Source organism: Chloroflexota bacterium (assembly GCA_013152435.1).
Lineage (GTDB): Bacteria > Chloroflexota > Anaerolineae > DUEN01 > DUEN01 > DUEN01.
In genome coordinates this window covers 1-17757 of record JAADGJ010000123.1, presented here as the reverse complement: position 1 = coordinate 17757, position 17757 = coordinate 1, and the positions used below count along the sequence as shown (strand labels likewise).

17 protein-coding genes are annotated in these 17757 nt (G+C 65.9%); 12 read left to right on the top strand and 5 right to left on the bottom strand.

What is annotated here, in order from left to right; translation table 11 throughout:
• The first annotated feature begins 359 nt into the window (after positions 1-359).
• From GXP39_17880 to GXP39_17840, 9 genes are all read left to right on the top strand, one after another.
• Positions 360-1322: a DUF4097 domain-containing protein gene (locus tag GXP39_17880; protein ID NOZ29902.1), complete on the top strand. Its 963-nt coding sequence runs from the start codon at positions 360-362 to the stop codon at positions 1320-1322.
• Positions 1323-1409: 87 nt separating this feature from the next.
• Complete coding sequence (locus GXP39_17875) at positions 1410-1670, top strand: hypothetical protein (protein NOZ29901.1); 261 nt, start codon at positions 1410-1412, stop codon at positions 1668-1670.
• A 368-nt stretch (positions 1671-2038) separates the two neighbouring features.
• Complete coding sequence (locus GXP39_17870; GenBank protein ID NOZ29900.1) at positions 2039-3055, top strand: GNAT family N-acetyltransferase; 1017 nt, start codon at positions 2039-2041, stop codon at positions 3053-3055.
• Positions 3052-4434 (top strand): MFS transporter, encoded by a 1383-nt coding sequence (locus GXP39_17865; protein ID NOZ29899.1) that lies wholly within the window; start codon positions 3052-3054, stop codon positions 4432-4434. The genes GXP39_17870 and GXP39_17865 overlap by 4 nt, the downstream gene beginning before the upstream one ends.
• Before the next feature lie 48 nt (positions 4435-4482).
• On the top strand, positions 4483-4848 hold the full coding sequence (locus tag GXP39_17860; GenBank protein NOZ29898.1) for a phage holin family protein: 366 nt from the start codon (positions 4483-4485) through the stop codon (positions 4846-4848).
• A gap of 354 nt (positions 4849-5202) precedes the next feature.
• Positions 5203-6375 carry an ABC transporter substrate-binding protein gene (locus tag GXP39_17855; protein NOZ29897.1) on the top strand — a complete coding sequence of 391 codons (1173 nt, stop codon included), beginning with the start codon at positions 5203-5205 and terminating at the stop codon, positions 6373-6375.
• A 19-nt stretch (positions 6376-6394) separates the two neighbouring features.
• Positions 6395-7354, top strand: a complete 960-nt coding sequence (locus GXP39_17850; GenBank protein NOZ29896.1) for an ABC transporter ATP-binding protein — start codon at positions 6395-6397, stop codon at positions 7352-7354.
• Positions 7329-8309: an ABC transporter permease gene (locus GXP39_17845; protein NOZ29895.1), complete on the top strand. Its 981-nt coding sequence runs from the start codon at positions 7329-7331 to the stop codon at positions 8307-8309. The genes GXP39_17850 and GXP39_17845 overlap by 26 nt, the downstream gene beginning before the upstream one ends.
• A 352-nt stretch (positions 8310-8661) precedes the next feature.
• On the top strand, positions 8662-9543 hold the full coding sequence (locus tag GXP39_17840; protein ID NOZ29894.1) for a DMT family transporter: 882 nt from the start codon (positions 8662-8664) through the stop codon (positions 9541-9543).
• A gap of 20 nt (positions 9544-9563) precedes the next feature.
• Here GXP39_17840 and cysE read toward each other — a convergent pair whose 3' ends face one another.
• The 5 genes from cysE to GXP39_17815 all read right to left on the bottom strand — a co-directional run bounded on the left by cysE (position 9564) and on the right by GXP39_17815 (position 13273).
• Complete coding sequence (gene cysE / locus GXP39_17835) at positions 9564-10268, bottom strand: serine O-acetyltransferase (GenBank protein NOZ29893.1); 705 nt, start codon at positions 10266-10268, stop codon at positions 9564-9566.
• Between the two features lie 64 nt (positions 10269-10332).
• Complete coding sequence (cysK, locus tag GXP39_17830; GenBank protein ID NOZ29892.1) at positions 10333-11304, bottom strand: cysteine synthase A; 972 nt, start codon at positions 11302-11304, stop codon at positions 10333-10335.
• A gap of 408 nt (positions 11305-11712) precedes the next feature.
• Complete coding sequence (locus tag GXP39_17825) at positions 11713-12273, bottom strand: M67 family metallopeptidase (protein ID NOZ29891.1); 561 nt, start codon at positions 12271-12273, stop codon at positions 11713-11715.
• Positions 12261-12917 (bottom strand): MBL fold metallo-hydrolase, encoded by a 657-nt coding sequence (locus tag GXP39_17820; GenBank protein ID NOZ29890.1) that lies wholly within the window; start codon positions 12915-12917, stop codon positions 12261-12263. Before GXP39_17820 ends, GXP39_17825 begins: the two co-directional genes overlap by 13 nt.
• On the bottom strand, positions 12914-13273 hold the full coding sequence (locus GXP39_17815; GenBank protein NOZ29889.1) for a helix-turn-helix transcriptional regulator: 360 nt from the start codon (positions 13271-13273) through the stop codon (positions 12914-12916). Before GXP39_17815 ends, GXP39_17820 begins: the two co-directional genes overlap by 4 nt.
• Positions 13274-13668: 395 nt before the next feature.
• On the opposite strand from GXP39_17815, the gene GXP39_17810 reads away from it, so the two are divergent.
• From GXP39_17810 to GXP39_17800, 3 genes are all read left to right on the top strand, one after another.
• Positions 13669-14694 (top strand): LacI family transcriptional regulator, encoded by a 1026-nt coding sequence (locus GXP39_17810; GenBank protein ID NOZ29888.1) that lies wholly within the window; start codon positions 13669-13671, stop codon positions 14692-14694.
• Positions 14695-14700: 6 nt separating this feature from the next.
• Complete coding sequence (locus GXP39_17805) at positions 14701-16266, top strand: hypothetical protein (GenBank protein NOZ29887.1); 1566 nt, start codon at positions 14701-14703, stop codon at positions 16264-16266.
• A gap of 209 nt (positions 16267-16475) precedes the next feature.
• Positions 16476-17630, top strand: a complete 1155-nt coding sequence (locus tag GXP39_17800; GenBank protein NOZ29886.1) for an alcohol dehydrogenase catalytic domain-containing protein — start codon at positions 16476-16478, stop codon at positions 17628-17630.
• Positions 17631-17757 lie beyond the last annotated feature (127 nt).

The following is a 17757-nucleotide window of genomic DNA, read 5'->3' as shown; positions in this document are numbered from 1 at the left end:
CTTTACCGGTAGATTTTCAGACGCGTTCTGAGAAATGCCGTCGCTTCCGCCGTGGGGAGCCCCTCCGGAAAAAGCCCTTTTTCTGCCTTCGACCTGCCCGGCCTCGGCCTGGGTTCTTCGGCAAGAGCCGAGAAAGGCAGGTGCAGGCCGGAAAGGTGGGGTTTTTCGTGGAGGGAAGGCCCCCTCCACATCCAATCTTCTCCCCAACGGAAGATCTCACGTATTTACAACCACACATCAATATCTATAAACTTACACTTGACAAAATTAAACACAAGGGGTAGAATCCATCAGAATCTTCATCCTCACATCGAATCACACGACTCGGTGGTTCATAGCGGCGAAAGGGAGGGCACGCCATGCACGAGGAACGACAGAAGATCCTGGAGATGTTGTCCGCCAGGAAGATCACCATCGACGAGGCCGATCGGCTATTGGCCGCCCTCGAGGGTGATCTCCCGACGGAGGATCGGCCCGCAGAGCGACCGGGTCCCGGAAGGGATGAGGATATCCCGATCCCTGCTGACCCCGGCTGGATCGCACGCATCCTCTCCCTGCTGGGCGCCGGCACATGGTACAAGGAGGAGAAAAGCCAGGAGGTCGACGCGACGGGCGCTTCCCGGATTCACGTGGAGGCGGAAAACGGCGAGATCCTCTATGACGGCTCCGAGCAGGACAAGGTGACCGTCCGCGCCTGGAAGGAGATCCGGGCGCCGAACGAGGAGGCGGCGCGAGCGTTCGCCCGGCAGGTCCAGATCCACGTCAAGCGGGAAGGGGACGCGATCCACATCTACAAGGAACACCCCAAGCCCCCGCTGGGCACTCATGTGGCCGTGCGCTACGAGATCCAGGGGCCCAGCGCCGTGAGCGTGAGCCTTCGCACCGTGAACGGCAGGATCCGGGTCAGCAACGTGGGCAAGGCGGTCGATGCGATCACCACCAACGGCAAAGTCGAACTGTACGACGTCTCCGGGCGGGTGGAAGCCCACGCGTCCAACGGAAAGGTGCTGGCCCTGCTCGATCGGCCGGAGGAGCGCGTGAACCTCACGACCTCCAATGGCGCCATCGACGTGACCGTACGCCGTGGCGCCGCCCCCATCACGGCGACGACCTCCAACGGATCCATCCGCCTGACGCTGCCGCCGGACTTCTCGGGCAAGCTGGACGCGGCCACCACCAACGGGAGCGTGCGAACGGACTTCTCGGTGGCCATCACCGAAGGAGGGCGCACACGCCTCCTCGGCCAGATCGGAGAGGGCGGGGATACCCTGGTTCAACTGAGGACCACGAACGGCAGCATTCGAATCAGCAAAGGGGAGTAGGGGCGTAGAGGTCCAGCGACCGAGGGAACGGGGCAGCCGTTCCGCCCCACAGCCCGACCCGCACCCGCCCTTCCAAGGAGGGGAAAGATGTTCCTTCCTGATCATCGCGTGGCCATGCGCCTCGCAGAGGAACAAAGACGACACCGCCTGCAAGAGGCGGAGCGCCATCGCCTGCTATGTCGAGCGGGCATCGCCCGGCGGGGCTGGCTATCCGGCCCGCTCTGCAGAGCCCTGGCCCGCGTGGGACGCCTCCTGGTCATCCTGGGCCGGCGGCTCGAGCGCTACGAGGCATCCTCGGAGCGCCCGCCCGCCGCCAGGCGATGGGCCGAGCACCGGATGCCGAGCTGACCATGCCGGTATCCTTTCGTCCCATCCATCGTCAATCTGGAACAGGGACGTCATCGGCTGTCCTACGCAGCACCCGGACAGCCCCGTTCATCGCAACTCCGGGAGCCTTCAGAGCATGCCTGGAAATTCACCGGAGGCCCCGGCTCTCTTCCGATTTCACAGCATTTCCACGGAACGAAGCGGAAGGTGTATAATGAGGTACGACAGGGCAGGCTGAGCCCATGTACCCATTCAAGCCAGCTATCATGCTAGCCCTGCCGGGCTGCAGCATCGCGGATGAGAGCGAAAGACGGTCGTCCGTCCCTCGCTCCTCCTCGTCCCTTCCGAGCAGACGGCCGTTTGCCCGATCTTTATCTCGAGAGAGCGTTATGGCCACCACAGTATTCAACCCATCACGCCCGTTCCGGGGTTTGCGCCCACTGGATCCCCGGCGTGACCTCTCCCAGGTCGCCGACCTCATCGAGCACGCCTTCGCAGGGGAGTTGGACCCGACCGGTCAGGCCGCCCTGCGCGAGTTACGCCTGATGGGGCACCTCGGCGGCATGGTGGGATGGCTGAGCCGGGCGAGCGACTGGCCTCAGCTGTTCGGCGGATACGTGTGGATCGAGGACGGACGGGTGGTCGGCAACGTCACCGTGCAGCGCGCCGACGTCCATGCGCGCCGCTGGCAGATCGCCAATGTGGCCGTGGATCCCGCCTACCGCAGACACGGGATCGGCCGGGCGCTCATGGAGGCCGCGCTGGAGCACATCCACCTCCACGGCGGCACCTGGGCGGTCCTGCAGGTGAGAGAGGACAACGAGATCGCCCGCCGGCTGTACGAGCGCCTGGGGTTCGAAGCCATCACGGGCACTAGCGAACTGCGGCGGCCGGCCCCTCCGAAAAACCCACCCCCGATGCCCTCCCCTCTTCCCATGGAGCCACTGCCCCCCCAGGCCTGGAGGGAGATCTACGACCTGGCGATGGCCGCGACCCCGCCGCTGGCCCAGTGGTGGCAACCGCTTCGCCTGCACCGCTTCCGGATCACGGTCGACCAGCGCCTGGGCGAATGGCTGAACCGCCTGATCGCCCGGGAGCGGGTATGGCGGCTGGGGCTGCGCCGGGACAGGCAACTGATCGCCGCCCTGATCGTGCGCGGCACCCGCTGGCGCCCTCCTCATCGGCTGGAGATATGGGTGCACCCGACACATTGGGGCACATACGAGCCCGCTTTGGTCGCCCTGGCGCTACAGCTCCTGGCCGGCTACCCCGCGTGGGAGATCCACATCCAGGCCCACACGGAGCATCAACAGCTCATTGAGGCCCTGCAAGCGGCCGGCTTCGAGGCCTATCGGACCCTCGTCACCATGCGCCGACCGATGACGCCTGCAACGGAGACGCCATGACCGGCCAGCGAGGGAACTTCGCCTCCGTTCTCCGCCACCGCCACTTCCGCAACCTATGGCTGGGCCAGGTCATCGCCCACATCGGCAACTATTTCTACTTCCTGGCCCTGCTCATCAGCGTCAACCAGCTCACCGGCTCCACGCTGGCCATGAGCGTGATGACGATCTCCTTCTCCCTGCCCCAGCTCCTCTTCGGCATGGTGGCCGGGGTCTACGTGGATCGATGGGATCGCCGCTGGGTCATGCTGCTCAGCGACCTGACGCGCGGCGGGCTGGTCCTATTGTGCCTGCTGGTGCGCGGGCCCGAGCAGGTGTGGATCTACTACCTGGTGGGCTTCCTGCACGGCACCATGGGCAGCTTCTTCAACCCGGCCCGGGACGCCACCATCCCCAACCTGGTCTCCCCGGGCGAGCTGCTGGCCGCGAACGCCCTGGCCCAGACGGCCCAGACCGCCGCCATGCTGCTGGGGCCGGCCGCGGCGGGGTTCCTGATCGAATACCACGGCGTGGACATCGCCTTCATCATCAACGCCCTCACTTTCGCCGTGTCGGCGCTGGCCATCGCCACCATCCCCAGCCAGCGAGCCCCTCGGCCGGAGAAGGCGCAGCCGTCCAAAGGCTGGGCGGCCGTGTGGGAGGAGATGCGGGAGGGCCTGTGGGTCAGCATCCACAACCGCACCGTGCTGGGGCTGATGGCCATGCTCACCGTGCTGATGCTGGGCCTGGGCGCCGTGAACGTGCTGTGGGTGCCCTATATGGACCGCTACTTCGGGATCGGGCCCAAGGGGCTGGGCATCATCGACTCGATCCAGGGGGTGGGGATGCTGATCGGCAGCCTGGCCGTGGGCAACCTGGCCGGCCGGCTCCGCAAGGGCCGGATGATGGCGGGCAGCATCGCCGCGATCGGGATCGGGATCCTGGCCGTGGGGCTGGCCCCCTCCTTCACGCTTATCCTGATCGCCATGTTCGCGGTGGGGTTCTTCATCCCGCCCGCGCAGGCGGCAGGCACGACCCTGATCCAGATGAGCGTCTCCAATGCGCGCCTGGGCCGTGTGAACGCGGCCCTCGGGACCACCGTCACCGTGGCCAACCTGCTCTCCATGGGGGCCGCGGGGGTGGCCGGCGACGTCATCGGCATCCGGAGCGTCTTCCTCTTCTGCGGGATCGTGGCGATGCTGGCAGCGCTGACGGGGCTGTTCTTGATCGAGGAGCCTCGGGGTCATCCTGACGGGGAGCCCGAGACACCCACAATCGTCGAATCCCCCCTGCCGACGGGACGAGCAACCGACATGGGGCCGTCTCCCCATCGTGAGGACGGCTCCCAGGCCATCCTCTGGCCGCACCCCGTCACGAGAGCACAACAAACGACGGACGACTAGTCGGCGCCACATCGCCAGGAAGCATCGCTGTACCTTCGGGAGGTCACCGTGAATCGTTTGATCATCCGCCTCGTCATCAACGCCGCAGCGCTGTGGGCGGCGACCCGGCTGGTGCCGGGCATCCACGCCGACACCAGCGTGGAAACCCTCGTCATCGTCGCCCTGATCTTCGGCATCGTGAACGCCCTCATCCGCCCCGTGCTCAAGGTGCTGACCTGCCCGCTGCGCATGGCCACGCTGGGCGTGTTCACCCTCGTCATCAACGCGCTCATGCTCTGGCTGACCTCGGCCATCGCTAACAGGATGGGGCTCGAGTTCTCCGTCGATGGATTTCTGTCCGCCTTCCTGGGCAGCCTGGTGGTCAGCGCTGTGAGCATCGTGCTGACCCTGTTCCTGCGGGAGAAGAAGGAGTGATCGCGAGCAGCAGGGACGATGGGTGAAGGGTGCGACAGGTGGGCGGCCAGCCGGTCGCCCACCGCTACGGAGGCCGTGCCCCTCAAAACCTCCCCACAGCATTTCCCCTCGAAAAGGGTACGTTACCGGAACCGGCCGGATTTGACATATTCGCCCCCCTGTATCTATAATCTGGGTTGTTTGGTATCCGGGAGGCGACCCCCCAACTCCCAAACCTGAAGAGGAGCACCTTCTATTGAGATCGATGGAGGGTGCTTTTGCACTTCCACCTAAGAGCGCCGCGCAGGCTAGGCTTCTAACCTCACGGGCGCACCAAGCTACATCACTATCATCATGACCAACGGAGGTAGAACCATGCGACGAGTTTGGATCGCAGTGATGGTGCTGAGCCTCGTGCTGTTGGGTGGAGGATGGGTTCCCGCTTTCGCACAGGGCGGAAGCGCGCAGGGGTTAACGATCTTCACGCGCTATCCGGCACAGGTTGCGGAACCAGGCGAGACCCTGAATCTCTCGCTGACCATACGCAGCTCGGGAATTTCCCCGCAGATAGTCCGTCTCAGCGTACGAGACCTCCCCGATGGATGGACCGCCACCTTCCGCGGCGGTGGCCGGGTCATCAAGTCCGTCTACGTCGATTCCAAAGAGGACGCGTCGGTGAGTCTTCGGCTGGAGCAGCCGAAGGGGGTCGCTCCGGGGACCTACCGCCTCGTCGTGCTCGCCAAGGGCAAGACGGCCACGGCGGAGCTGCCCATCGAGCTGACCGTCCAGGAGAAGCTCCCGCCCAAGCTCACGCTGGAGGTGGAGCTCCCCACGCTGAAGGGCACGCCTACCACGACCTTCCGCTATGAGGCCAAACTCAAGAACGAGGGGGATGAGGATCTCCTCGTCAACCTGAGTGCCGAGGCCCCGGAGGGGTTCCGGGTGAGCTTCAAGCCATCCTTTGGCACCCAGGAGGTCACCAGCCTGCCGGTGAAGGCGAACGAGACCAAGCGGATCAACATCGAGGTGAAGCCCCCGCGGGAGACCCCTGCCGGGCAGTACCAGATCCTCGTGATGGTGCAAGGCGGCGAGGCGCAGGCCAGGCTGGAGCTCACCGCGGATGTGCAGGGGCAGCCCAGCCTCTCCGTGACGGCGCCGGACGCCCGGCTGTCCGGCGAGGCGTACGCGGGCCGGGAGTCCCCGCTCCAGATCGTCGTGCGGAACACCGGCAGCGCGCCGGCTCACGACGTGAAGCTGAGCGCCACACAGCCCACCGGGTGGTCCGTAGAGTTCGATCCGAAGGAGATCCCGGAGATCCCGGCCGGCCAGCAGGTGGAGGCGACGGCCAAGATCCGGCCCTCCGACAAGGCGGTGGCCGGCGACTACATGATCACGATTCGAGCCCGGGCCGAGGGAGGCACCTCTGACTCGACGGACTTCCGCATCACGGTGCTGACCACCACGCTCTGGGGGGTGGTCGGGGTCGCTTTGATCGCCGTCGCCGTCGCCGTGGTGGGGTTGGCCGTGGTCCGCTTTGGCCGCCGGTGATCCTCGCAGGAGGTGAACCATGGGCGAGCCAGTCATCGAAACGCACGGCCTCACCAAGCACTACAACGGCATCGTCGCCGTCGAGGAACTCGACCTGACGGTGCAGCGGGGTGAGGTCTTCGGCATGCTCGGCCCCAACGGCTCCGGCAAGACCACCACCATCCTCATGATCCTGGGCCTCACCGAGCCCACAGCGGGCACCGTGCGCGTGCTGGGCTTCGACCCGGCACGGGAGCCGTTGAGCGTCAAGGCTCGCGTGGGGTATCTCCCCGATCAGGTCGGCTTCTACGATGAGATGACCGCACGCGAGAACCTGATCTACATCGCCAAGCTCAACGGCCTGCGCCGCGCCGAGGCGTACGAACGCATCGATGAGGCCCTGGAGCAGATGGGTCTGAGCGAGGTCGCCGACCGGCCCGTGGGCACGTTCTCGCGAGGGATGCGCCAGCGGCTGGGCGTCGCGGATCTCCTCATCAAGCGCCCCCAGCTCGTCATCCTGGACGAGCCGACCCAGGGGCTGGATCCGGAGGCCGCCCGGGAGTTCCTGGACATCATCCGCAACCTGAAGGCCCAGGACATCACCGTCTTGCTGGCCTCGCACCTGCTGTACCAGGTGCAGGCCGTATGCGACCGGGTGGGCCTGTTCCGCGAGGGACGCATGGTGGTGGAGGGCACGGTGAAGGAGCTGGCCCAGCGCGTGTGCGGAAGCGCGTACCGGGTCCGCCTTGAGGTCGAAGGCCCCACGGACGCGCTGGAAAAGGCGCTGCGCGCCCTGCCGGAGGTGGCGGAGGTGCGCCACCCGAGCGAGAACATCTACGAGGTGGAGGCTCAGCGGGATCTACGCCGGGAGGCCGCCCGCGCCGTCATCGAGGCGGGCGGTCAGCTCTGCGCGCTGGAGCTGGAGGAGCCGAGCCTCGACGAGATATACGCTCGATACTTCCAGGAGGTGAGCCATGTCCCTGCAAGTGTCTCAGCGTGAGCGGGTGCGGGAGGGTTCACCATGGACCGGCCTGTGGGCGGTGGTGGCCAAGGAGATGGCCGATCACCTCACCAGCGTCCGCATGCGGATCCTGGAGTTGCTCATCGTCCTGACGGCGGTCGGCACCGTGTACGCGTCGATGGAGAACCTGCGGACGACCGTGAGCCACGATCCGTTCCTGTTCCTCAGGTTGTTCACGACCGCGCGTGATCCACTGCCCGCCTTCGTCGGGTTCCTGGGATTCCTGGTGCCGTTGATCGCGATCGCCCTGGGATTCGACGCGGTGAACGGGGAGTTCAACCGGCGGACGATGTCCCGCGTCCTGGCGCAGCCTATCTATCGCGATGCCCTGCTCCTGGGGAAGTTCCTGGCCCGGCTTTTCACGCTGGCCCTGGTCCTGACGGCCATCTGGCTGCTGATCATCGGCATGGGCCTGCTGCGCCTGGGCGTTCCCCCGGGAGGCGAGGAGGTCGCACGGAGCCTGTGGTTCCTACTGGCCACGATCTTCTACGGGGGGATCTGGCTGGGGCTGGCCATGGTGTTCTCGATCGTCTTCCGCCAGCCGGCCACGGCTGCCCTGGCCTCCATCGCCGTCTGGCTGTTCTTCACCGTCTTCTGGAGCACCATCGCCAGCCTGCTGGCCCAACTGTTGCAGCCGATCCGGTTCGGGTTCCCCCAGGAGATCCTGGCCCAGGCCAAGCTGGAGCTGGCGCTCACGCGCCTGTCGCCGAACACGCTGTACGCCGAGATCACGCTGGCGCTGCTACAGCCCACGGTGCGGGCTTTCGGCCTGGTGCTTCCCATTCAGCTCCAGGGGGCCGTCCTGGGCACCCCGTTGCCTCTCAGCCAGAGCGTGCTCCTCATCTGGCCGCATCTCACAGGGCTCATCGCCGCGACCATCCTGCTGTTCGCCCTGGGCTATGTGCTCTTCCAGCGCCAGGAGATCCGGGCATGACGTTTCCCCTGGGCTGCCGTCTGCGCCGGCGGGCGGCAGCCCAGCATCCTCCCCGAGCGCGCCGTCTACCCGCCTCCGTCCCGTCCCCCTCCAACCCCATCTGATCCTCAGACGGCCCGGCCAAGCGACACAGTAAAGCCGCACCCCCTGGGAAGGCCCCACCCTTCGACCCCGGCTTGACGGGACGAGCTACCCCACCTACAATCCGATCAAACAGTCCGAAACGCTCGCCAGGTCCGCCACGCCATCCCGATCTCAGGAAGGACGGATGTCTCCCCAGTCGAAATCGCTTCCCACGCGAAAAGCGCACCCGCGCCGATCTACAAGCCCTCTAACCGGCACGGATGCGCTCTTGCTATCGGTTATCCTGATCTGGGGCAGCTTCCCCGTCCTGGGAAAGATCGCCCTGGCGGAGATCCCGCCGCTCGTCTTCACGCCGATGCGCATGTGGCTGGCGGCCGCCGGGCTGTTCCTCTACGCGATGCTGGCCCGCCGGCCGCTCGTCGTGGAACGATCCGACTGGCCCCGGCTCGTGCTGGTGGGTGTGGGCGGCTGGGCCGTCAACCAGATCACCTACATGATCGGGCTGCCCATGACCACGGCCGGGAACACCGGGCTCATGATCGCGACGACGCCCATCTTCGCCGCCCTCTGCGCGGCGATCCTGCGCCAGGACCGCATCGGATGGCGCCAGATGGTGGGGATCGGGATCTGCTTCACGGCGGTGGCGCTCCTGCAACAATATCGCAGCGGGCTGACGCTGGGCCAGGGCACCTGGAAGGGCGATCTCTTGATCCTGACCTCGGCAGCCGTGGACGGGATGCAGGCCATCCTCGTCGCCCCGCTGCTGCGCAAGTACGGCATGCGGATCGTGGTCACCTGGTGCACCCTGTTTGCAGGGCTCGCGCTCACGCCGTTCGCCCTAGGGATGGCCTCCGGCGTCGACTGGGCCGCCGTCTCGGCGCCCGTCTGGGGCGTGGTCCTGTGGACGACCGCCATCAACGTCGTGCTGGCCAACCTCTTCTGGTACACCGGCATCCGCCGGATCGGCGGAGTGCGCACCACGATCTATCAGTACCTGCAGCCGATCGTCTCCATCGCGCTGGGCGTGATCGCGCTGGGAGAGCCGCTCACGCTGCCCTTCGTGGCCCTGGGCGCCCTCCTGCTAGGCGGCGTGACGCTGGCCCGCTGGCCCGCCGGCCCCGAGGAGCGGCGCGTTACGCTCACGCCCTGAGGGCTACCCGGCGGCGCCGGTCAGATGCCCCACGGGCCCTGATATCCCTTCGCCAGCATCTGTTCTTCCGCCTCACGCGGGCGCCGCAGACGCATCACCTCCTGCTCCAGAGCCGTCAGCCGGGTCATCAGCTGCTGCAGCAACTCCATGGTGGCGTCCGGCAGCACATCGTGCCGCAGATCCTCGTGGCGCTGATCCTCGGTCGCCTCGCCGTTCCGAGAGCGCACACGGCCGGGCACTCCCACCACGACGGAGTTGGGCGGCACATCTTTCACCACCACGGAGTTGGCGCCGATCCGGGTGCGATCTCCAACGGTGATCGGGCCCAGGATCTTGGCCCCGGCCCCGATGACCACATGATTGCCGATGGTGGGATGGCGCTTCTCCCGCTTCCAGCTCACGCCTCCCAACGTGACCCCGTGATATAGGGTCACATCCTCACCGATCTCGGCCGTCTCCCCGATGACCACCCCCATCCCGTGATCGATGAAGAACCCCGGGCCGATGACGGCGCCTGGATGGATTTCGATCCCGGTCAGCCAGCGGGCGACGTGGGATACCCAACGTCCCAGGAGGTAGAGGCGATGCGTCCACAGCCAGTGGGCCACGCGATACATCCAGATCGCGTGCAGACCCGGATAGCACAGCAAAACCTCCAGCACGCTCCTCGCGGCGGGATCCCGATCGAATACCGCCTGGATATCACGCCGAATCGCCTTCCACATCACACCCTCCCACACGATCGATCTGACCCCAAACGCCGCCTCGTGATCAGATCTCGCTCACCCCTCACTCTTGCAGATCTGCAAACAGCGCCGTGCTCAGATACCGCTCACCGCAGGACGGGATGATCACGACGATGAGTTTCCCGGCATTCTCCGGGCGGCGGGCCACCTGCGCCGCGGCGTGGAGGGCCGCCCCGGAGGAGATCCCCACCAGGATGCCCTCTTCTCGCGCCGCGCGCCGGGCCATGGCGAACGCGTCCTCATTGGTCACCTGGATCACCTCGTCGATGATCTCGGTGTTCAGCACCTCGGGGATGAAGCCGGCGCCGATGCCCTGGATCTTATGCGGGCCCGGCTCCCCGCCCGACAGCACAGGGGAATCGGCGGGCTCTACGGCGATGGCTTGGAAGGACGGCTTTCGCTGCTTGATGACCTCGGCCACGCCGGTGATGGTGCCGCCCGTTCCCACACCCGCCACCAGGATATCCACCTGGCCGTCCGTATCCCGCCAGATCTCCTCGGCGGTGGTGCGGCGATGGATCTCCGGGTTGGCCGGGTTCTTGAACTGCTGCGGGATGAAGTATCGCGGGTCCGAGGCGGCCAGTTCCTCCGCCTTGCGAATCGCCCCCTTCATCCCCTCCGACCCGGGCGTCAGGATCAGCTCCGCCCCAAAGGCGCGCAGCAAGATCCGCCGCTCCACGCTCATGGTGTCGGGCATGACCAGGACGCAGCGATATCCCTTCGCCGCGCAGACGAACGCCAGCCCGATGCCGGTGTTGCCGCTGGTCGGCTCCAGGATGATGGTGTCCTCCTTGATGAGACCCTCACGTTCCGCCGCCTCGATCATGCTCAGCGCGATGCGATCCTTGACGCTGGAGGCCGGGTTGTAGAACTCCAACTTGGCGACCACGGTCGCCCCGGCATCCCCCATCAGGCGACGGATGCGAACCAATGGGGTATTCCCTACCAGTTGGGTGATGTCTTCCGCAATGCGTGCCACGAGCTCATACCTCCTCAGATCTTCCTGTAAACTCATTCCCCCTCTTCCACCGGGCAAGAGACAGAAACAAAAAACTCATCGCCGCCCCAAGGGCTGATGCGATGAGTCTCACGACGAACGATCATCGACCGATCGGCCGTGTCACCCACCACGCGACACGCAGGATCTCACAGCCTCATCGGTCCGGGCTCTCAATTGGGATCACACGGATCGCCTCACGCACGCGACTCATCGCATCCGTCTACCGGCGGGAGCCAACCGCTGCCTCGGGCCATCCGGAGGCCAGCCGGCCGCTCCCGCTAAAGACAGATGCACGTCAACGAAGTCAGCGCGCTCCAGCTCTTACGCTGGCAGGCGATCCCGATTCTCACGAAACCTCAGCTCCTTACCGACAAAATCCACGCGAAATATACTCAAAATCCATGATCCGTCAAATGACCCGCGTCACACGACGAGGATCGGGATCTCCCGCACCTCACAGGCGATCCACTGCACCGCCCCGTCCTGGGAGATCTCGTACAGATCGTACCGTCCCATGTGCCTCCCGCCCACATAACGGGCCCGGAGGGACTCGTTCCCCCGCAGTGAGACGGCCTCGGCCGGCATCTCGCCCGCCTCGATGCGCTGAGGCGGCGACTGGACCAGGTGAAAGGCCCGCAACACCGGCCGCTCCGGCCTCTCCAAGGAGCAGATGATATAAGCCGACTCCGGGTAGAACGCCCGGTGTGCATCCGTGGCCGAGGGGAAGGCGGGGGAATCCGGGTGGGAGTGATAGATCGCCACCATGGCCTCCCCGCGCTCCTCAAACTCAAACTGCAGGAGGAGCGTCCGATCATCGACCGCGTAGTCCATGACGCGATCCGGTGCGACGTTGCGCGCCCGATGGAGCGCCATGGCCGTGTCCCCTCTGCCGGACAGGATGCCGCACACCTCTTCTGGCGCGCCCTCCCGCGCGTGGGAGATGATCTCCGCGTAGATCGCCCAGGGCAGGATCAGCCTATCCACTGCAACGCAGCCCCCGATTGCAGGAAGGGATTGTGGCGCCGCTCCTCGCCCACGGTGGTGGCCGGGCCATGCCCGGGTAACACCGCGTAATCGTCGGGCAGGTCAAGGATGTGCTTCCGAATGCTGCGCAACAGGGTCGCCATGTCGCCGCCCAACAGATCGGTCCGTCCCACGGACCCGGCGAAAAGCGCATCGCCGGTAAGCACCCGCCGCCCGGCGTGATGGACCAGGCTCACGGACCCGGGGGAATGCCCCGGCGTCAGGCGCACCTCCAACTCCTCCTGCCCAAAGCATACCGCCTGCCCCGCTCGCAGCGGCTCGTCGACCACGGGGGGCGCTCCCAGGTCGATCCCCAGCCAGGCTCGCGCCTGCTCCTGCATGGTCTCCAGGATCGGCTGCTCATCCGGGTGCAGGAGGAATGGCGCGCCGGTCTCCTGCCGAAGCTCCTGCACGCCCAACACGTGATCGAAATGGGCATGAGTGCCCATGATCTTGACCACCTTGAGGCCGAGGCGGCCCAGGGCCGCCAGGATGGCAGCCACATCGCCCCCGGGATCCACCACCACCGCCTCGCCGCTCTCCTGATCTCCCAGGATATAGCAGTTGGCCTGCAGCGGCCCCACTACCAGACGTTCCACGATCATGCGCTTTGTGCCTCCGCAGGCCCCTGAGAGGAAGGGGTCTCTGTGGTATCGGAAAGCCAGGCCTGACCCCACTCGGCCATGCCCTCGATGACAGGGCCCAAAGCCTTGCCCTTTTCGGTCAACTCATACTGCACCCAGGGGGGCACGGTCAACCGCTCGTGGCGGCGAAGCAGCCCCTCCTGCTCCAGCATCTTCAATCGTTGCGACAGCGTGGTCGGGTTCACGCCGCCCAACAGCTCCTGAAGCTCGCAAAAGCGGCGAGGGCTCTTCAGCAGATGATAGATGATGAGCAAGGTCCATTTGCGCCCCACGATGCGCGCGGCAGCGGTCACCGGGCAGAAGTCGTCTCGCGTCATTGACACCACCTCTCCTCAATACGTTCACTATACGCCAGCCCGGCAAAGCGCATCGGTAAGGGGCGATACACTCGCCCCCGCCCCGGGCGGGGAGGAGCGATGGGAACGACCCGGCCCCGAGGGGAAACCCTCCCGGGGCGAGGCGACCATCCCGGCGATGAGGATCGGACACACATCCACATAAACGCGGCGCGCACAGGGTCTCCACATGAGGATTGAGAACAGCCCATTCTACCCGGCAGACATCAGATCGTCAATTGACAACGGCGTCCTCTTGTGGTATAGTATGCATTGTGCGCACACGTGTGCGCGTGTCTTCCTGAACAGAACCGAAACTCCTACCCTCTCCAAGTCGCCAGGCAGCCGCTTTCACGAAAAGGGACCGGCAATCCACCATGGCCAGGGACAACATGCGCTCGCACATCTCGATCAAGGACATCGCCGAGGCGGCCGGTGTGAGTCACTCCACGGTCAGCCGGGCGCTCAAGGGCACAGGCCGCATCTCCCCGCAGACGAGGGAGCGCATCCGCCGTATCGCCGCGGAGATGGGCTACACCCCCAGCCTGGTCGCGCGCAGCCTGGTCACCCAACGCACCCACACGCTGGGCCTGGTCGTCACCACCATCTCCGATCCCTTCGTGGACCGGATCGTGGACGGCATTGAGGACATGGCCACCACCACCGGCTACAGCGTGTTCCTGTGCTCTTCCCACGCCGACCCCGAGCGAGAGATGTCCATCGTGGAGATGTTCCATCGCCGGCGTGTGGATGGGGTGATCGTGCTGGCGTCCCGGGTAGGACACCTCTACAGCAAGCGCCTGCAAGAGCTGGGAGTGCCCATCGTCCTGATCAACAGCCAGGCCAACGGCGAGTACCTGTACTCGGTCTCGGCGGACGACGAGGGCGGCGCCCGACGGGCCGTTCGACACCTCCTGGAGCTGGGCCACCGGCGTATCGGCTACATCGGCTCCGGCTTTCGCCCCCCGTCCAACCAGCGCCGCCTGGCGGGCTACCGGGCCGAGCTGGAGGAGGCCGGGATCCCCTTCGACCCCCGCCTGGTGATCGTGCCCGACACCCGCCGCGATCTGGAGAACGGCCGCGCCGCGATCCGCCCTCTGCTGACGGCGGGGGCAACGGCCGTGTTCTGTTACAACGACCGGACGGCCATCGGCGTCCTCTCAGGCGCACGTGACCTGGGCATCCCGGTGCCCGACTCCCTGAGCGTGGTGGGCTTCGACGACATCGAGGCCAGCTGGTATGTGACGCCCTCGCTGACCACGATCCACCAGCCCCGAATCGAGATGGGGCGCAAGGCCATGCAGATGGTGCTGGACCTGCTGGCCGGCGAGGAGGTTTCCGACACGTTACTGCCATGCCAGTTGATCATACGCGATTCCACATCATCCCCATCAGAAAGGTGACACGCCATGCCCTCAGTGCTCGATCTGCTTCGCGTCCGTGAGCCAGACTCCGCAGTGCCGCTCGAGCAGGCCAACGAATTGGCCGCGCAGTTGGAGCACCTGGTCGGCCAGAAGGTCTATCCGCGATCCATCACCGCCGCCCAGGGCACACTCTATTTCCTGAGCCGTCAGGGCACCGAGAAATGGCTGGGGATCCTCTCGCAAGACGGCCAGCCGGGCTTCGACGGCAGCTCACAAACGATCTCCATACACGGGGAAACTCTCACACTCCAGCGATGCCCGACGAATCACGCCAACGCCATCGCCCTGCGCCGAGCGCTCCCCTTCACCGCGCCCCGGGTCCTCGGGCTCAGCAAGTCCGTGGGGTGCGGAGACCGCCTGGGGCTGGCGACGCCGGGGCACGTGCGAGCCGTGCGCAAACACGATATGGTCCCCATCTTCGCGCAGCAGTCCATCCGGGAGATGGAGCGCACCGCCCGGACGCCCGACGAGGTGATGGACGACGCCACCTGGGGCGTGTTCCAGGAGGGATGGCGAGACGGATACGGCGCCGACGCGGATCACCTGAAGACCTTTGAGGACATCGACCACTGCGTGGCGGCCGGGTTCACCTTCTACACCATCGACCCGGGCGACCACGTGGACAACGAGGCCGACGCCGCAGGCCCGGCCGCCCTGCGAGAGAAGGTGCAGGCGCTGCCCTGGGACGTGCTCGACGGCTCGCCGGAAAAGCTGCAGGCGCTCTACCTGAACAAGCGTTTCGACCTCGGCGAGTTCGCCCTCTCCTTTGACGAGGAGAGCCTCTGGCGAGCGGCCGCCAAGTACGGTCGGGCGGTGGCCCACACCGTCGCCATGTACCGCCATCTCGCCTCGCGCATGGGGGATCGCCCATTTGAGTTGGAGATGTCGGTGGACGAGACGGAGACGCCCACCACCGTTTTGGAGCACCTCTTCGTCGCCAGCGAGCTGAAGCGACTGGGGGTGCGGTGGGTCAGCCTGGCGCCGCGCTACGTGGGCCGGTTCGAGAAGGGGGTGGACTACATCGGCGACCTGCGGGAGTTCGAGGAGAGCTTCGTGCAACATGTGGCCATCGCGCGCCATCTGGGCCCATACAAGCTCAGCCTGCACTCGGGCTCGGACAAGTTCACCATCTACCCCATCTTCGCCCGACACGCCGGCGACCTGGTCCATCTCAAGACGGCGGGCACGTCGTATCTGGAGGCGCTGCGGGCCATCGCCCGGGTTCGCCCCGCCCTGTTCCGGGAGATCCTCGCCTTCGCCCTGGAACGATACGACGAGGATCGGGCGACCTATCATGTATCGGCCGATCCGACGAAGGTCCCCCGGCCGGATCAGCTGGCCGACGAGGAGCTGGACACGATCCTGGATCAATTCGATGGACGCCAGGTGCTCCACGTGACCTTCGGATCGGTGCTGACCAGCCAACGAGCGGACGGCTCCTATCGATTCCGCGACAGGCTCCTGGACGCGTTGCGATCCGACGAGGAGGCGTACTACGCGGCCCTGGAGACGCATTTCGACCGCCACCTGAGCCCGTTTGACGAGGCGTAGGCCCGTCTTTTCAACGTTGGCAAAGTTGACAATGGAAACCGGGGTGATGCGGAGGGCCTTCCCTCCGCCGTAGGAACGGTGCGACGCCGTCTCCTACAACCTGCCTTTGCCTGCCATTCTCAGCCCTGATGGGAGTCCAAACTGGGCCTGAACGGGCAAAGACGGCACGTGACATCTCATGTCACACATTCAAGCAAGGAGGCTCAGACATGAAAGGGTTGGTTCTTGAGGCCCAATGGGATCCGAAACCGGATTACCAGGTGTCCGAATGGGAGAAGCAGACGCGCAAGGCGATCAGCGGCAACAGCGTGTGGCGCCATCCCCGGCTGGAGATTCAAGAGCGGCCGGTGCCGAAGATCAAGCCCGACGAGGTGTTGCTGGAGGTGAAGGCGTGCGGCGTGTGTGGATCCGACATGCACTTCTACGAGACGGACGAGGATGATTACATCCTCTATCCCGGCCTCACGCGATTCCCCTCCATCCTCGGGCATGAGTTCTCCGCCAAGGTGGTGGAGGTCGGCAAGGAGGTCACTGACCTTAAGGTGGGAGACCCGGTCACCGTGGAGGAGATGATCTGGTGCGGCCACTGCACGCCCTGCCGCAACGGGTTCCCCAATCACTGCGTGAACCTGGAGGAGATCGGGTTCACCATCGACGGCGCCTTCGCCAACTACATCGCCGTGGGCGCCAAATACTGCTGGAAGGTGGACGGCATCCTGGAGCGCTTCGGCGAGGAGAAGGGGTACGACGTGGCCGCTCTGACGGAGCCCACCACGGTCTCCTATAACGCCATGTTCACGCGCGCGGGCGGGTTCAAGCCAGGGGCCTACGTGGCCGTGTTCGGGGCTGGCCCCATCGGCCTCGCCGCGATCGGGCTGGCCGAGGCCGCCGGCGCGGGCATGATCGCCGCCTTTGAGGTGTCGCCACAACGGCGGGAGCTGGCCGCCAAGGTCGGGGCTGAGCACGTCTACGACCCGCGAGAGGTCACACCTCACGAGGTGCTCATGGATCTCAGCCATGGCGAGGGCTTCGACTTCTTCGTGGAGGCCGCGGGGGCGCCCCATCTGACGGTGCCCGAAATGGAGCAGGCCCTGGCCATCAACGGCAAGATCGTGCAGATCGGCCGGGCCGCGCAGCGCGTCCCCATGTACCTGGAGACCCTGCAGGTGCGCCGCAGCCAGGTGTACGGCGCTCAGGGGCATTCCGGCCATGCGAACTTCCCCAACGTCATCCGCATGGTGGCCTCGGGACGCCTCGACCTGTCCTCCATCATCACCGCGCGCTACTCACTGGACGAGGCGGTGAAGGCCATCGCGCAGTCCACGGAACGGCGCGATGGGAAGATCATCATCCGCCCGAACTAGACCGGTTCTCAAGGGACCCGCGTCGCTGCCCGGGGCAATGGCGCCCCGGGCGGCGGCCGGCCCCGCACAGGACTGAGAGTGTGTCTGAAAGCGGGATTTCCGTGGAGGGGAGGACCCCTCCACACCT

What these genes read in the sequence shown, in the direction of transcription:
- GXP39_17805 (NOZ29887.1), top strand. Translation starts at nt 14,701, where the DNA reads ATGCCCTCAGTGCTCGATCTGCTTCGCGTCCGTGAGCCAGACTCCGCA.
- GXP39_17865 (NOZ29899.1), top strand. Translation starts at nt 3,052, where the DNA reads ATGACCGGCCAGCGAGGGAACTTCGCCTCCGTTCTCCGCCACCGCCAC.
- GXP39_17845 (NOZ29895.1), top strand. Translation starts at nt 7,329, where the DNA reads ATGTCCCTGCAAGTGTCTCAGCGTGAGCGGGTGCGGGAGGGTTCACCA.
- GXP39_17815 (NOZ29889.1), bottom strand. Translation starts at nt 13,273, where the DNA reads ATGACGCGAGACGACTTCTGCCCGGTGACCGCTGCCGCGCGCATCGTG.
- GXP39_17820 (NOZ29890.1), bottom strand. Translation starts at nt 12,917, where the DNA reads ATGATCGTGGAACGTCTGGTAGTGGGGCCGCTGCAGGCCAACTGCTAT.
- GXP39_17800 (NOZ29886.1), top strand. Translation starts at nt 16,476, where the DNA reads ATGAAAGGGTTGGTTCTTGAGGCCCAATGGGATCCGAAACCGGATTAC.
- cysK (NOZ29892.1), bottom strand. Translation starts at nt 11,304, where the DNA reads ATGAGTTTACAGGAAGATCTGAGGAGGTATGAGCTCGTGGCACGCATT.
- GXP39_17855 (NOZ29897.1), top strand. Translation starts at nt 5,203, where the DNA reads ATGCGACGAGTTTGGATCGCAGTGATGGTGCTGAGCCTCGTGCTGTTG.
- GXP39_17850 (NOZ29896.1), top strand. Translation starts at nt 6,395, where the DNA reads ATGGGCGAGCCAGTCATCGAAACGCACGGCCTCACCAAGCACTACAAC.
- GXP39_17875 (NOZ29901.1), top strand. Translation starts at nt 1,410, where the DNA reads ATGTTCCTTCCTGATCATCGCGTGGCCATGCGCCTCGCAGAGGAACAA.
- cysE (NOZ29893.1), bottom strand. Translation starts at nt 10,268, where the DNA reads ATGTGGAAGGCGATTCGGCGTGATATCCAGGCGGTATTCGATCGGGAT.
- GXP39_17870 (NOZ29900.1), top strand. Translation starts at nt 2,039, where the DNA reads ATGGCCACCACAGTATTCAACCCATCACGCCCGTTCCGGGGTTTGCGC.
- GXP39_17810 (NOZ29888.1), top strand. Translation starts at nt 13,669, where the DNA reads ATGGCCAGGGACAACATGCGCTCGCACATCTCGATCAAGGACATCGCC.
- GXP39_17880 (NOZ29902.1), top strand. Translation starts at nt 360, where the DNA reads ATGCACGAGGAACGACAGAAGATCCTGGAGATGTTGTCCGCCAGGAAG.